10 protein-coding genes are annotated in these 16,755 nt (G+C 47.9%); 5 read left to right on the top strand and 5 right to left on the bottom strand.

Annotated elements, in window-relative coordinates:
• From HB364_RS25610 to HB364_RS25620, 3 genes are all read left to right on the top strand, one after another.
• Positions 1-1,398, top strand: coding sequence for a RagB/SusD family nutrient uptake outer membrane protein (locus tag HB364_RS25610; protein WP_167291273.1), 1,398 nt, complete (start codon positions 1-3; stop codon positions 1,396-1,398).
• Positions 1,399-1,460: 62 nt separating this feature from the next.
• Positions 1,461-3,986, top strand: a complete 2,526-nt coding sequence (locus HB364_RS25615) for a zinc-dependent metalloprotease (protein WP_167291274.1) — start codon at positions 1,461-1,463, stop codon at positions 3,984-3,986.
• Between the two features lie 5 nt (positions 3,987-3,991).
• Positions 3,992-5,122, top strand: a complete 1,131-nt coding sequence (locus HB364_RS25620) for a TlpA disulfide reductase family protein (protein ID WP_167291275.1) — start codon at positions 3,992-3,994, stop codon at positions 5,120-5,122.
• 189 nt (positions 5,123-5,311) lie between these two features.
• Here HB364_RS25620 and HB364_RS25625 read toward each other — a convergent pair whose 3' ends face one another.
• From HB364_RS25625 to HB364_RS25645, 5 genes are all read right to left on the bottom strand, one after another.
• Entirely contained in the window at positions 5,312-6,904 is a 1,593-nt protein-coding gene (locus HB364_RS25625; protein WP_167291276.1) for a SusD/RagB family nutrient-binding outer membrane lipoprotein, read from the bottom strand.
• Between the two features lie 17 nt (positions 6,905-6,921).
• Positions 6,922-10,686, bottom strand: coding sequence for a SusC/RagA family TonB-linked outer membrane protein (locus HB364_RS25630; RefSeq protein WP_208420102.1), 3,765 nt, complete (start codon positions 10,684-10,686; stop codon positions 6,922-6,924).
• A 156-nt stretch (positions 10,687-10,842) separates the two neighbouring features.
• The gene (locus tag HB364_RS25635; RefSeq protein ID WP_167291277.1) at positions 10,843-11,931 is read right to left on the bottom strand and encodes a FecR family protein; all 1,089 of its coding nucleotides are present in this window, start codon (positions 11,929-11,931) and stop codon (positions 10,843-10,845) included.
• A gap of 80 nt (positions 11,932-12,011) precedes the next feature.
• A complete protein-coding gene (locus tag HB364_RS25640) occupies positions 12,012-12,596 on the bottom strand; it encodes an RNA polymerase sigma factor (protein ID WP_167291278.1) in 585 nt (194 codons plus the stop codon).
• A gap of 138 nt (positions 12,597-12,734) precedes the next feature.
• Complete coding sequence (locus HB364_RS25645; RefSeq protein ID WP_167291279.1) at positions 12,735-15,128, bottom strand: hypothetical protein; 2,394 nt, start codon at positions 15,126-15,128, stop codon at positions 12,735-12,737.
• 264 nt (positions 15,129-15,392) lie between these two features.
• On the opposite strand from HB364_RS25645, the gene HB364_RS25650 reads away from it, so the two are divergent.
• Positions 15,393-16,127 carry a dioxygenase family protein gene (locus tag HB364_RS25650; RefSeq protein ID WP_167291280.1) on the top strand — a complete coding sequence of 245 codons (735 nt, stop codon included), beginning with the start codon at positions 15,393-15,395 and terminating at the stop codon, positions 16,125-16,127.
• A 120-nt stretch (positions 16,128-16,247) separates the two neighbouring features.
• Positions 16,248-16,754: a hypothetical protein gene (locus HB364_RS25655; protein WP_167291281.1), complete on the top strand. Its 507-nt coding sequence runs from the start codon at positions 16,248-16,250 to the stop codon at positions 16,752-16,754.
• Position 16,755 lies beyond the last annotated feature (1 nt).

A 16,755-nucleotide genomic window follows, 5' to 3' on the forward strand; every position in this document is an offset into this window, starting at 1 on the left:
ATGTTTAAAACATACATCATACCGGTTATTACCTTCTCCCTGGCCATTGCCTTGCTGCCGGGTTGTAACAAGCTTGTTGAAATAGATCCGCCGCTGAATGAAATGAGCTCCGAACGGGTATTCAAATCGGATAATACAGCGAAGTCAACATTGTCAGGTTTATACAGCCTCTTGTCGCAGTCCCAGGCACAGGTTATACAGCTCACGCTTTTCCCGGCCCTTGGATCGGATGAACTGGAGCTTCTGCCCGCCAGCGTTACCTATGAGGATGTGCGGAACAATACCATGCAGGCCACTTCTTCCAATGCCTCCGGTTTTTTTAATGATCTCTATGCTTCTGTATACCGCGCCAACAGCATCATTGAAGGACTGCAGAAATATACCGGCACTTCTGCCGCGGTGAAAAAGCAACTAACAGGAGAGGCGAAATTCATCAGGGCTTATTGTTACTTCTACCTTGTTAATCTTTTTGGTAAAGTGCCGCTGGTGCTGGAAACAGATGTTACAAAAACGGCTTACCTGCCAAGGACATCTGTAGACTCCGTATATGACCAGATCATTAAAGACCTGACAGATGCAAAGGATAGCCTGCCTGCTGATTATTCCGCTTCATCAGGCAACCGCACCAATGCCAATAAGTATGCGGCTACTGCTTTACTGGCGAGGGCTTATCTCTATACCGGCAATTACACGGCAGCAGAGAGCAATGCTACAGAAGTGATCAATGCTACTTCGCTTTATTCACTGATACCTGCTGCCAGCATGGGCACCGGTGTTTTTATAAAGAACAGCGCAGAAGCCATTCTGCAGTTTATGCCTTACCTCAATGCGACTAACAGCTACACAGCAGAAGGCGCCACCTTTGTGACCACTACCTCGCAGTATTCCCTGCGCACTACTTATGTGAATGCTTTTGAAGCCGGCGATCTCCGCAGGTTGAAGTGGATCAACGAGGTAACGCTTAATGGGGTGGTCAACTACCAGCCTTATAAATACAAGTACAGGACCAATGCGCTGGCGGTAGCGGCCGGTGTTACCGAGTATCCCATGGTATTAAGGCTGGCCGAGCAATACCTCATCCGTGCCGAAGCGCGGGCGAATACCGATAATAGCACAGGTGCCCTGGCCGACCTGAAAGTAATACGCAACCGTGCAGGTCTGGCGGAAAGCACTACTACTGATAAAGCGGCCCTGTTGCTGGAAATAGAAAAAGAAAGGCAAACAGAATTATTCTGTGAGCTGGGCCACCGCTGGTTTGATCTGAAACGTACGGGGCGGTCTGATGCAGTGATAGGAGCTATAAAAACTACCTGGAATAGTACAGACGCTTTGTATCCCATACCGCAAACAGCGAGAGACGCAAACCCTAATCTATCACAAAACGACGGGTACAACTAATTCGCCCCGGTGCGTGTCCCCACGCACCGGAATAGAGTAATCATTCATTTATCATCACAATCATGCACCAAAAAACATTAAGCAAGGTCCTTGCAGGCTGTTTTGTATTGACCTTACCCGCCTGCTTTGTAACGAAGAAAAAGAAAACGCCTCCCCCCGCGCCGCCTGTGGCTGCGGTAAGGAAGGATACCGCACGCCCGGCTACGGCCATTAAACAGTATAAGGACTTCATTACGCCAAAGACCATCACGCAAAAAGGGTTGTTCACCGTTCACCAGGCAGAAGGCAAATATTATTTTGAACTGGCCGATTCTCTCCTGGGCCGCGACATTATGGTCATCACCCGTTTTATTAAAACACCGGCCGGGGCCGCCAATTATGGCGGTGAAGAACTCAATGAGCAGGTGATCCGGTGGGAGAAGGGACCTTTCAATAATATATTCCTGCGCGCTGTGACACTGATCAGTGCGGCTGATAGTACCAACATGATCTATAAAGCTGTCAGCAACTCCAACCTCGACCCCATCATCGCTGCTTTTGATATCAAGGCCGTGGGCAAAGATTCAACCAGCACCCTGATAGACGTAACCGATTTCTTTAAAAGCGATGCGCCCATCCTCTCCATCAGTGGTGAGGCGAAAAGGGTTTTCGGCATGGGGCCACTGGCCAATGACAGGAGTTATATCAAGAGCATCCGCACGTATCCCATCAACACGGAAGTGTGCATGGTGCGTACCTGGCCGGCCACGCCCTCGCCCACGACACGGCTGCCGGCTGTCTTTGCAGGAGCGATGACCCTTGAACTGAACAATTCATTCATCCTGCTGCCTCAAGTGCCGATGCGCAAACGCCTGTTCGATTACCGGGTGGGTTATTTTGCCAGTGAATACAACCTGTACGGCGATGATCAGCAGGAAGTAGAAAGCAAAACTTTTATTCATCGCTGGCGGCTGGAACCACGCGAGGAAGATATGGACAAGTGGAAGCGCGGAGAGCTGGTAGTACCGAAAAAGCCCATCGTTTATTATATAGATCCTGCCACCCCTAAAAAGTGGCGGCCTTACCTTATTGCAGGTATCAATGACTGGCAGGTGGCTTTTGAAAAAGCAGGATTTAAAAATGCCATCACAGGTAAAGAATGGCCGGAAGCCGATACCACCATGAGCCTGGAAGATGCCCGCTATTCGGTAATACGGTATTATGCTTCTCCTACTGAGAATGCCTATGGCCCCAACATCGCCGACCCGCGTAGTGGCGAGATCATAGAAAGTCATGTGGGCTGGTTTCATAACGTGATGAGACTGGTGCATGACTGGTACATGGTACAGGCTGCAGCTATTGATCCACGCGCCCGGAAAATGGTGTTTGATGATGAACTGATGGGACAACTGATCCGTTTTGTATCCTCTCACGAAATTGGGCATACACTGGGCCTGCGCCACAATATGGGCAGTAGCAGCCGTACACCGGTAGAAAACCTGCGCAACAAAGCCTGGGTGGAAGCGCATGGACATACGGCCTCTATTATGGATTATGCCCGTTTCAACTATGTGGCGCAGCCGGAAGATAGCATCAGCGAAAAAGGTATATTTCCCCGTATTGGTGATTACGACAAGTGGGCCATTCAATGGGGCTATTCACCCATCACCGGCACCAGTGATGAAAAGGAAGATCATAAAATACTGAACCGCTGGATCATTGATAGCCTGAAAGCCAATCCCCGTTTATGGTTTAGTGGAGAAGGGAAAGACTTCGATCCACGCTCACAAACGGAAGACCTGGGCAATAATGCCATGCAGGCCAATGAATATGGCATCAAGAACCTGAAACGCATTATGCCACACCTGGCCGAATGGACCAAAGTAGAAGGAGAGGGGTATGCAAACCTGGCCCACATGTATGGAAAGGTATTGGACCAGGTAGACCGGTATGTTTCGCATGCCCTGAAATACATTTGCGGTGTATACCAGACTGCCAAAAGTGTAGAACAACCGGGTGATCTTTTTGAACCTACACCAAAGGCATTGCAAAAAGAAGCTGTTGCCTTTATCAACCGTCATCTCTTCGATACACCGCATTGGTTGCTCGATAAAAGCATCCTGAATAAAGTAAGCCATCCCTTGCTCACCAATGGAGAGAAACTGGCCGATATGCAGAAGACCATGCTCATGCTGGTATTGTCCGGTGGCCGGATGAATCGTATGACGATTGATGTGAACCGCTGGGGTGCAGCCAATACCTATACGCCGCATGAACTGATACAGGACGTAAAGGCAACCGTATGGCGTGAATTAAAGACAAAACAGCCCATTGACAACTTCCGCCGTGATCTGCAAAAAACTTACGTATCCATCTTTGCCAGCCAGCTGGATCCTAATGCTGTACAGGGGGGTATCCAGGGCCTGCTGGTGTCTATGTCGGCTTCCACCATCGTGAACACCGATATCAAGGCCATTGCGTTGGCCCATCTTACAGCATTGAAGAAGGAGGTTACGGCTGCCATACCTGGCACTAAAGACAGGATGAGCCTTGAGCATTTGCAGTTTGTATTACAAATGATCAATAAAGCGCTGGACAATAAAAAGTAAGTACCATGCCGAAAATACATTACATCCTCGCGGCTGCTGTTATCACACTCTGCTCCGCAGCGTCCCCTATCCGCCCTGGTTCGTGGGGACACGAACCGGGGCAGGGGTTCACCATCAACGGTCACATAGAAGGCCTCTCTTCCGGCACCGTTTACCTTGTTCATGAGTACGATCAAACCACCTTTACAGATTCTGCCGCTGTTACAAATGGACGGTTTGTGATAAATGGCCGCCTGCCGGAGCCGCTGGTCTGCACCCTGAAAGTGTCGGGCACTAATCAGATCAGGATATTCTTTGTGGAGAATGCACAACTGTCTGTAACGGGCAGCCTGCGCTCACTGCACAATGTGGTCATTACAGGGAGCCGGGAGAATGACGTGTGGAACGGCTTCAAGGATAACGGGCAGGAGGTAATTGGTGAAAAAATAATGGAAGTGCGACAAGCTGCCAGGAACAGGAACAACCTGGCGGATTCCCAGCGGGCCACCTTGTCCCCGGCGGACCATGTCATCATTGATGTTTTCAAAGACAGCGTGATGCAATCCTTTGTGACGTCACATACCACTTCGGTAGCGGCCGCTTTTATTATCTATAACACCTACGTTGTTTATCCTGATTCTGCAAGGGCCAGCCGACTGTATGACCTGTTGAGTGAGGAAGTAAAACATTCCTATTATGGCCGGCGCATCCGGCAATACCTGGAAGCGCCGGTGGTGACTGCCATCGGGCAAAAAGCGCCGGGTTTTTCCCTCCCCGATACAGCAGGTAATATGATTTCTCTTGCTGGCATTAAAGGGAAGTATATACTGATAGATTTCTGGGCAAGCTGGTGTGGCCCCTGTCGTAAAGAACATCCTTTTCTGATAGCTGCTCATAACAGGTTTCATGCTAAAGGGTTCGACATCCTCAGTATCTCGGTGGATGAGAGCCGGGAGGCCTGGCTAACGGCTATCCATAAAGATGGCCTGCTTTGGCAGCAGGTATCGGATGGCAAGGGGATGGGAGGAATAGTGCCGGGTATGTATGGCGTAAAAAGTATACCTAAAAACTTCCTGCTGGATAAAACGGGGACCATCATTGCCAGGAACCTGCGGGGTGAAGAGCTCGCAAAGAAATTAGAAATGCTGTTGCCCTAAGCTAATAATACAGCTTTGAGCATTCTTTTGTTACCCCGTTTATCAGGGAGCTCTTCCGGGCTCCCTTTTTTGATGCAAAAAAAGCCCGGTGGAGGCTCTTGCTCCACCGGGGCACTTTAAAAATGGCCAGGGTCCCTCATAACATTAATGCAGTAATGTTATTCATCAGGCTGACCGGTATGTTTATCACTAAGGCATAATCCATAATTTGCTCGTAGCCACGTCCGTTCCATTCGTCACTGCCTTCCAGTTATCACTGTTATAAGTGATCTCACTATCGGGATAAGTAAACCGCGTATAACTTCCAAAGTTGGCGGTATAATATTGCGTATTTACAGCCGACATCGGCGTTTTACCACCCGTGCGGCGCAATAACGTCCAGGTATCCCAGGGCTGGCGGAACTGGTCTATCCATTCCTGCGCATAGATCTGCTTTAAGGCGTTGGCCGGTGTTGCTACATCATACGCCACATTGGTCAGCAGAGTGCTGATCTGTCCTGCCGTAGCGGTAGCTGCCGCTGGTTTGTTCACGGCCCATACCGGTGAGTTATAAGCAATACTGGTCCAGAAATTGAGGGAGGCGGTAACGCCGGCATCATATTCTGTCTTCGCCGTAGTAGCATTGGCCGTTACGCCCAGGCCCCTGTTATACACTTCGGCTTTCAGGAAATGCACTTCCGCAGCAGTGAGCATCAGCTCAGGAATATAATTCTTGTCCTGTTCAAAATACAGGTTAAAAGGAGAATATATGCAGGCCGCTCCTTTTTGAGCCCAGTTTGTGTAACGGTCCTGGTGATAAGGCGCTCCACCTTCTGTAGGCGTGGAGGTGGTGGGATTCTGCGGGTAAGCAGCCCAACTGCCGGCATTGTTGGTCTCAAAGAAATACCGGGCACGGGGATCAAAAATACCACTGCCATCAGTATTGTTATTAGACGACATCAATCCCCACATCGTGCTTCCCATACGCAGGTAGCAGTTGGCCGAGAAAGACCATTCCCGCCATTCCAGGACAAGTCCCGGTATTTTAGTGGGCCATAGTCCAATATTGTCTCCATCGGCCAATAAAGGCTTGCTCAATGCTTCGGTGATATGCGTTGCTGCCAGGGTGCTGTTCTTATCATACATTGTGATGGCTACCCGCAGCCGCAGGCTATTGGCAAACTTGGTCCATAGCGCAATATCATTGCCCAAAAACGTCTCATAAGCACCTACGGAATATTGAGAAGAGGATGTACTGAAATTATCAACGGCCCACTTCAGGTCGGTCAATACAGATGCGTAAATATCTGCCTGGCTATCATAAGCTGCTTTAAAAGCCGATGATCCGTCAAGTGCTACCTTACCTGCTTTTGAGTAAGGCATGTTGCCATAATAATTGGTGGTCTTGATAGTCTTATAGGCCATAATGGTTTTCATCATGGCGTACACATTGTTCATGCTGCTCACATCTTCACTGGCGGCAATGCGGCTTTCCAGTACCCGGTAAGTGCCCAATGTGTTGTAATAATTGTTCCAGGCGGCATCCCGTGCATTGAGATAGGGATATGAGCCGGAAGTGATCATACCCTGTTGTGTAATGGGGTAGATCCAGGCGTTGAATACCGACTGCTCGCCCGCAGTAAGCGGTAGAGAGCTGATCACTGCATTGAATAACTCCGGGATAGAGGCTGTGGTAGGTTGATTCCAGGGGGCATTCAACGATTCAAAATTCTTCTTACAGGCGCTGCCAAACAGCAAGGTGGAGAAAAGCAACAAGTATATACGTTGACGAATAGGTATCATAATCGGTTGTTTGAAGGTTAAAATCTCGCTTTTACAGAAAATCCTAAATCACGTGTGCCCGGGAATTGCGCCCACTGGATACCCTGGCCATTGCCCACACCATTCACCGCTTCGGGGTTCAGGTTATCCGGGAGGCTGGAGTACAGGTAAAAGAGATTACGGCCAATGAAAGAAATATCCAGGCCCTGCAATACTTTGGTCCCCTTCAGGAACTTAGCCGGTATGCTGTAAGTGAGTGTTACTTCCCGCAGCTTAACCCAGGTATTTTCAAACACCCCTTCACTGCGTGGCATAGCATTCACATTAGACCAGGCTTGTGAAGTGCCGGCATACTTCCACATATAGTGTACTACATCTGTATTGGGCGTACCGTCGGCAAAAACACCATCCAAAATAACGCCGTGGTTGGCCTTGGTGCCATCGGGATAAGTATAAGCCAGACCGCCGCCATTCCTTTCTTTCAGGGTTTTTGGAGAAAGACCTTCCCCGATAGCAGCGCTGTAATCAGCAGAGAACAGGTCGCCACCGAGTTTGAAATCGGTCAATACATACAAGCTGAAATTTTTATACCGTACATTATTGCTTAAGCCACCGGTCAGTTTGGGCGTGGCATTACCAATAGGCACCACATCAGTAGTAGTCACATATTGTGTACCCACTACCTGCGTGCCGGAGCCGCCATCGCTCATAACCCTTTTAACTACTTTTTTGCCATTGAGGTACGTGTAATCATAGCCATAAATGGTACCGTAGTTTTCTCCTACCTTGGCGTACATCATCACCCCGTTGGAGCCCCAGAGGGAAGCCAGTTGGTACTTGTCTACACCTTCAGCCAGTGATACCACTTTGTTCTGGTTATGCGCGCCATTGAAGGTTACATCCCAGCGAAGGTCCCTTGTTTGAACCGGTGTCCCCTTGATAATAAACTCAAATCCTTTGTTGCTCAGTTCACCGGTATTAAACGTGATGGCGCTGGCGCCGGAAGAGGTGGCCAGTGTGGCGCTTAAGATCTGGCTGGTGGCCTTGCTGCTATAATACGTAAAGTCAACATTCAGCCTGTTGTTGAAAAAGCCCAGTTCAAAACCTGCTTCATAAGAATTGTTCCGCTGGGGCTTCAGCAAATTGGCCGGAGGCAGGGAAGCTTGTAAGGAACGCACCGGGTAGCCGCCAAAAGAACCAGGCCCTATTTCGGTGTTTAAAAAATTGGAGATCACGTACTGGTTATAGGTATACTGCGTCTGATAAGGATTGGTGCCATTGGCGCTTTCTGCTGCTGACACTTTCAACTTGCCATAACTGAGCCAGCGCATATCACTGAAGGTTTCGCGGAATGCCTCTGTAAATATGAAGCTGGCGCTGGCCGAAGGAAAGAAATAAGAAGAGGTCTGTATCGGCAGGGTAGAGGACCAGTCATTTCTGCCAGCCACCTGCAGGAACAAATAATTATCATAAGAAAGGTCCAGTATCCCGAACAAAGAGTTGATATTGTAGTCGCGTCTTGCTTCTGTAGGACTGGCGATGGAGTTGGTCGTATTATTGGCTAAATAATATTGAAAGGGAACACTGAAAGGTCCTTTGTTATAGGAGTTTACATCATGCATCCTGCTCTTCAGCGCTGCATTGCCGATCATCAGGCTGCCATTGATCTTTTTGCCAAACAGGTTGTCCTTATGCAGCGTAGTAAAAGCCTCGAAATTGACATCCTTATTTTCTACCTGCTCTACGCCATAAGCGCCAAGGGTACCCAGTACATTGGTAGGGTAGTTCTTTGTTTCTATCGTGTTCATGGCATAGCTGAGAGAAGCACGGCCGGCAACCGATAACCAGGGTGTAAGATCGGCCGTTAATTTAATAGAACCTAACAACTGGTTGCGCTTCAATTCCTGGTTGTTCATATACAACTCCCAGAACATGTCGCTAAAAGCATTGTTATTATAAGGATAATAGCCAAGCGGAGAGGTTTGCGCAAAAAAGTTCTTGCTGCCATCTGCCAGGCGATAAGAACTGAGCTCGATAGGCCTGTAATCCCTGGGCATACCATAGATCATGAATTGCGCCCAGCCATTATCATTGGCAGGATCGGGAGTATTCAGCCGGTTATAATTGGTATAACTGGCGCTGACCTCAGCCTTCAGTTTCTTTGAAATGATAAGACTGGAACCAAGGTTGATATTATTCTGGTCATAATTACTGTTCGGTACAATGGCCGTATTGGTGAGCCTTGATAAACCTACGCGCACGGTACCAAAATCACCGCCACCACTGAAAGAAAGATTATGTGTAGTCGTATTGCCCGTGCGGAAAAACGCTTTCCGGTTATCAGGTTGTGGGCTCCAGGTGCGTTTTACACCGTCCCACCAGATAATTTCGGTGCCATCCAGTTTGCGTCCCCAGGATGCCGCAGGACCATACCAGCTAAACTTGTCCCAGGAAGAATAGCCGCCCGGTATAGCGCCCCCCACCTGGTATTTATCGCCTGCAGGTTGTGCATCCCAGGGATAATTGCCGGGATAGCGGAGTTCACCGCTGGCAGTGGTGGGAAATCCAGGCTCGGCAGTCCACAAAGCATTGGCGCCACCGTAACCATATTCATTTTGTACATCCTGGTAACGGTAGGCATTGGTGTAAAAAGTGGATACATTATAATCAATGCCAAGACCGGGTCTTTTACTTCCTTTTTTGGTAGTAATCAGGATCACCCCATTGGAGCCCCTGGCGCCATACAGCGCAGCAGCGGCAGCGCCTTTCAGCACCGTAACATCCTCCACCTCATCACTGTTGATGAAGTTCATTACAGAGCCCCAGTCTTTAGGGCTTACTACATCTGCTCCTGCTGCGGTGGAAGCCATGCCACCGATGGGCTCGTTCTGTACCTGGATACCATCAATGACCAGCAGGGGCTGGTTATTGCCCAGGATACTGTTGTTGCCCCTGATAACGATCTTGGAGGAACCACCCTGTATACCATTGGAGGCTGTGATATTTAAACCGGCCGATTTACCCATCAGGCCCGTGGCCAGGTCGGGTGCAGCAGCCTTGGTAATATCATTCGCTACTACCTTTTGTGCTGAATAACCAATAGCCTTGGATTCTCTTTTAATACCCAATGCAGTTACTACTACTTCATTCATGGCATTGGCTGCATTGACCAATTGAATAGCGTATTCGTCTTTAGCGCCTACGGTTACTTCGAGGGTCTGGAAACCCACTGCGCTGATCACCAGCACATCTCCCTCATTGGCCTCGATCTCAAAATTACCGCTGGCGGCGGTGCTGGTGCCGCGCTGGCTGCCTTTGACCACGACGCTGACGCCGGGTACCGGGTTGCCTGCTGCATCTTTAATACTTCCTTTGATGGGCTTGAGAAAAGGTGCTGCAGCCGAATTGTTGGCAACATCCTGGGTGAGATAGCTATACAGCTTATTTCTCTTCAGGATCACCTGGCTGCCAACAGCTTCAAAGCTAATGTTGTAAGGTTGTAATAGGGTACGGAGGATGGCCGACAGTGCTTCATTGCTGGCTGTCACAGTTACTTTTTCTTTTTCGGGAAGGGTATTACGGGCATAGGAGAACTTAATGCCTGCCTCAAGGCTCAACTTGCGCAGCGCCGACTTAATGTCTTCATTTTTGACAGATACTGATATCTTCTTGTCCAGCACGCCTTGCCCGGTTGCATCCGTTGCAAACAACGAAGCACTGAGGGCAAGTGTGATAAAGCATTGGACGAGTGCGACTTTCATAACAAACGAGGGGTCTTGAATACGCAATCGGAATTTCTTCATAACTTGAGAAAGTTTTGCAGTTAAGTAATTAATGTAGAACCCCCTTTTCATGGTTGACAGACCAGGATTGAAAAGGTTTATTAACGGTTGGCGGCTGTTCCAGAGCAGCCAACCGTTTTTTTAAAACATTGATTTCACAGGGCTTTTATCTTCCGGCTATTTGCATCCTTTGCCTTCTATGTTGATACCATAGTCACTGATGCTGTAAGAGGCACCTATGGTTTTTGTGATGACTTCCAGTTTTTCTTCGAGGCTTTCATTGCCCAGGGAAATAGTAATAAAACAATTCCCAAATACTACCTTGTCGTAATGCACCGGCAGGGCATACATTTTTTCCAGCGTTTTGAATACAGTATCCATGGATGCATCTTCGAAATTGTACCCATGGAGGTTACCGCTTTCCAGTTCGATAGCCGATTTACCGGCATAGGCAGTGGTGATCAGTTCTCTTCCCTGCAATGAATACGTGCACACCTGTTGCGGTAATACGATCCTTGCAGCGGATTGCTCCAGGTCCTGTCCCTTCAGGTATACAGACACTTTGCCGGTCTTCACGGTAACGGATTCCTGGTTATGGGAAGTGGTTACCCGGAAACTGGTGCCCAGTACTTTGACCACCATGTTTTGGGTGTAGATGTAAAAAGGCTTGTGAGGGTTCCTGGCTACATCAAAGAAGGCTTCGCCCGTGAGGGACACTTCTCTTTTGTCACCATTCATTAAACGGTTATAAGTGATGCGGGCGCCTTTGGCAAGAGTGATCCGCGATCCATCCGGTAAAAAGAACAGTTCATTTTTGTCATTGCCATTGTAACGGATCACTTCCTGCGAAGGCGGGTTTTCCCGGATTGTTTTTGCTACCGGTGCAGCCGTATGGTCCGGCTGTCTGGATAAGGTAATCCCGAGCAACAGAGCGATGGCAGCGATGGTGGCGGCGGCCAGCCAATACTTCCATGTTGCGGTCCGGTGCATCTTCGGTGCAGGAGTTGATTCGCGGTCAATAGTGTTACGTATATTTCCCCATAGCTGTTCTGTAGTATCTTCTTGTGCTTCCTGCTCCATGTCATTTTCCGCAATCCTCAACTCCAGCAGGAATTGCCGGGCAGCTTCGGCCAGTGCTGCATGCTCAGCGCTGGCGGCCATCCACTGTTGCCAATAGGTTGTATAAGGACTTTGTGGATTGATCAGCCAGTCAACAAACCGGTTGTCCAGCAGCAATTCATTTATCCTTTCCTCTTGCTGATTCATAGTATAAGTGTGAATAGGTATACCATTACTATAATAATGGCAGGTTCCCGGTTTATATACTCACTTTTAACAAAATATTTTTAGACTTTTTTTCCGGGGTCAGGAGAAGTGGCAGGAAAGTACGCCTGCCGCAGGGTTTTCAGGGCGCGCTGCACCAGGTTGAGCACCGATTGGTAGTTCATATTCATCGTGGAGGCAATGATCTCATACGGGAAGTTGTGATAGAAGCGAAGGTAGATGACTTCCTGCTGGCGCCTGGGTAATTTATCGAGGAGTTGCTGGAGGGTTTTGCGGGTTTGTATTTCCTGCTCTCTGGCCAATATCTCCAATTCAATGGGATTGGTGAGCAGATCATTGGAAGAAAGCTGCATTTCTGCTTCACTGATAAATGACTGCCGGGTGGCAGCCCTTGACAGTTTATTCCGCAAGGCCCTGAAGAGGTAATATTTGGGTTGATCTGTATCGGCCAGGTTCTCCCTGTTCCTCCAAAGTTCCATGAACAGGTCCTGGATGCTGTCTTTGACCAGGTTAAGATCGGGCGTAACCCGCAAACCATAATTGATCAATGATTTGATATGGCTTCTGTAAATACCTTCCAGGGCTTTTACATCGCCGTTCTTAAAACGACGCCACTCCATATCGTCATGGGAGACAAACAGACGCAAGTTTCTTTACTGTTAACTTAATCAAGATCAATAATTGCTTGCTTGTATTCTTACAGATAAGCAATTATTGATGTGAAATTGAAGATAGATAAATTTATTTTAATTAATGTTAAATAGACAATCATATACCTGATACAGCTATAATTTTTCAAGATGGATATCCACCCGCAACGCTTTTAATCCGCTTACGCCCTGCAACTCTTCCAACTCAAGCTGTTCAATGCCGGGCTTTAGCAATTGCTTGCTTTGCAGGAACAGGATATATTCCTGGTATTCCTGGGCTTCACGTGGATTGGAGTATACCATGGCTATTTTTCCAGGTTGGGTAAGCCTTTCTTTGGTGCCCTGTATACATACCTTGTCCAGCCTTTTTTTCATCACCTCATAGCGGATGTTGTACGAGCCTTCCACATCAAAACGCCGTTCATCTTTCCGGAAGCTGATAGAAATGGGTTGACTGTGTACCAGGATCAGTTGCGTGGTTTGCAGCGGCACTTTCAGCGAGGGCAGCAGCTTATGGGTGATGCACGCAATCTCTGCCATGGACCTTAATTGCCATAGCCGGATGTTCTTGAGGTACAACAGGTCAAACTGGTTATGGGGCGAAATGGACTGCCCGATGTAAATGGTATATTCTACGCCATCGGTTTTATATTTCTCAAAATAATGGGGGAAAGATTCCTGCATAATGGCTTCTGCTACTTCAAGACCTTGCAACACGGCATCGTTAATAGCTGTCAGGGTAGCTTCATACTCATTGCGGAAACGATAGAGGTAGCTGGCGGGATCATGCACCTGGTCAAAATAATGGGCTATTGTTTCCTGTGCCTTCCCATTGCTTTTCTGGAGGTGCTGCAGCACAGGATGCAATTCCTGTTCAAAAAAGTCACTGATGCGTACTTCATTTTCTGCAGCGAGACTCTTGTCAATGGATTGCCGGAAGTTTTGCGTTTTAAACGTTAGTCCTTCCAGTAATGGTAACGAGAGCTGGACCTCCAATTGATTTAAAATATCCTCTACCAGGTTTAAATGTTCCTTCAGGTCTTTTTGAATGGCATGACTTCTTTCTATGGAGGAGTTGCGGATATCAACGGCGCCATACAAGGGATACACCTGTTCAAAAACAACATTGCCGGGCATGGATGCCGGGCCTCCATTGTCGTGGCTATGCATATACTGCCAGGCTACTTCTGCAAACTTCCATTCCACGGAAGGCTGCAGGGCGGTGAATTTCTCCTTGATCAGCTTTTCGATCCGGTGGTTAAACGTGTCCCGGTTCTTTAGCAGGGCTAATGATAACAGGGGCATGGCCGGTTCTATTCTGGACAGCACTTCCTGGTTAAACTGGTTGGGGATGGGGGAGGTCAGTTCCAGCAATCCCAGCAGGCCATCATTATTCTGTATAGGATAGGAAATATAACTCCTGGCGCCTGCTTCCCACAAATGTTTCAGGAAAGGCGCCATGGTGGTCATCTGCTCATCCAATACGGCAATCGGAACAGGTTCAGGATGTTCTGTAAGAAAGCCGAGGCATAGCTGGTAAGCAGCCTTGCTGGCTTCATCATCCGCCCGCCAGTTTTTGCCCATTAAACTATGTGATATACAGGTTTCATCCAGTACAAACTGATCATTGAGCTTTACGAAAGGCATTAATCCTACCTCCACATTATTCAGGCCTGTCAATGCCTGGATATGGGCTTTCAGGTCATGGATGATCCCGGTATCGCAGACTTCCTGTCGCAGCAATACTTTCTTGATGGCTTCCAGCGACTCCTGGGTGGTAACATCTTCCGCCACCCAAACGGCGAAGCCTTCCACTTCAAACAGGCTAAGCGGCATCTTTTGCAACTGCATTTCAAGGTCCATGATCCTGAACGTGTTGAGGCAAACAGCGCAATCCTGTATTTGCGGTAAGGTCCCTTTCAGGTGTATATCAATGAATCGCCTGTCATAGCGGAGCCTGTAATATTTTTTGATGCCTGTGACTGCATCTGTTACGGGATATACCAGGTCTGTACTGTCGTTCAGCTTAATGCCATAAAACTTATCCAGCACATGTTCATAGATCAGGGAACACAATGCCTGTTTAATATATTGCTCCGGAACATCTGCCGGTAGCAGGAACTGTGCTTCTTCCTTGTCAACAAATAATTTCCTGAAAGCACTGGAATAATTAAAGACAGTAAACTGGTAAGGCACAGCCATGGTAAACAGGTTCTTTTCCTGCTCACTGATGACCGGGAAAAGAACAGTGCCCAGCAATTCAAGCAGGCCCTGGTGTTCGTCCAGCAAGCTGCGGTCTTCTACCGGCTGCAACAGGGCAGGCTCTGCCTCAAACTTTTCAATCAGGTAGTGATAGAATCCCGACCGGGTATCGGTACTGCCTGTTAGCTTGTCTTTTAAGTAATTAATAAAAGGAAGGAAGGAGATCTTGCTGTCAATCATCAGGCGTTCATCCGTAATGCCTGGCAGGGCGGCAAGTACTTTCACTTTTTTAGGGTAGCGGATAGCAGGAATAATATCTTCCAGCATAACGCAGTATTTAAAGTGAATAATAGGATCCAGCAAACAGCAAAGGTAACAATTATATAATTGGACTGCATGCTGTATTTGTATGCCAGTTTTCCAGTCGCGGGAATAAATTTTTGTTAAAGGAGGGGTAAGCAGGTCTCATCGGGACAAGACCCGGTTTCATCGAGCAAGAAGCCTTGGTGATCCATCTTCTTTTAATCTTTACATCAGACACAGTTCTTATACCCGGAAACCAATTTATCAACGTAACTAAAAATTCTCAGCATGGAAAGAAAGCACTTTTTAAGGAATGGCTTAGCGGCCTTAGGTATGGTAGCCGTTGCGCCCCTTGCCTGTAAGAAAGATACCTCTGGAAGCACAGACGATGGCAGCGGTTCCGGCTCAGGTTCCGGCTCCTGTACGGTTAGCCCCTCTGAAACCGAAGGGCCGTTTCCTACCAAGTCGCCTTCTTCCCTGGTGAGAAGCGATATTAAGGGCGACAGAACCGGTGTTGCTTTCACGGCTAAGATCTACATCAAGAATAAGAACAACAGTTGCGCCGCTCTCTCCGGCGCGCTGGTTGATATATGGCATTGCGATAAGGATGGCTATTACTCTGAGTACGGCGGTACCAGCATGCAAACTGTTGATTATACCGCTGTACATTTTTTAAGGGGACGGCAAACTACTGATACAGATGGCCTGGTGACTTTTACTTCCATCTTCCCGGGATGGTATCAAAGCCGCGCCACGCATATTCATGTACATATTTATAATGCAGCGGGAACGTCCCTCCTGGTAACACAGATCGCTTTCCCCGAAGGCAGTGGAAGTGCGGTAGCTACCGTAAACAGCTCGGCAGGTACATCGTATGGTTACACCAAGGGCATGACAGGATATACTTATAATGCATCAGATAACGTATTTAGCGACGACTCGGCAGGTGCGGAATTGTCTACCGTTACGGGCAGCATTTCAGGAGGATACACGCTTACACACACGATCTATGTTGCTGCATGAGTGGTTGAGAAACGGGTTTAAAAATCCAATGTGCTGAAAGTGTGCGTATACGGGTTTGCAAGTTCTTCATGGGTTGTCGGTCTGAAGCTTGTGAACCCGTTTTTTTTAAAATCATAAGTTATGTGTAAAGGAATTATTCGCCTGTGTTACCGTAAGATCATTGATGTAAATGCCACCAATCCCTGGGACAAGCTGGTATTTGAAGATTCTTATACAGAATTCCTGATGCAGGCGCAATTGTACAACCAGGAAAAGAAATACACTTCCTTCAGCCAGTTGATCACTCATGTGCCCAATGCCGAGCGACTTCATTTCCTGGTAAGCGCTGCTGTAATGGGCTATCTGCAACAGCTCAATGGAAAGATCCCTGATATGCTGAATGCGCTGGGACGATTGTTCCTGCCCTTTAAGCATTTCCGTTTTGAGATCATTAATTCCGACATAAAAGATAAAACAAAGCACCAGGTAGCTATTAATTTCTTTACTGATCACCTTACCTGGCATGATACCATTAATAACCAGTTATTGTTATCCATTCCCGGCAATACCGAAAAGGATGAGCTGTTGACCGAACTGTTTTCCCTGCCGGCTTATGTAAGTATTTACTCTTTAAAACCTGTACAATAAT

The sequence above is a fragment of the Paraflavitalea devenefica genome (assembly GCF_011759375.1).
In the GTDB taxonomy this organism is placed as follows: Bacteria; Bacteroidota; Bacteroidia; order Chitinophagales; family Chitinophagaceae; genus Paraflavitalea; species Paraflavitalea devenefica.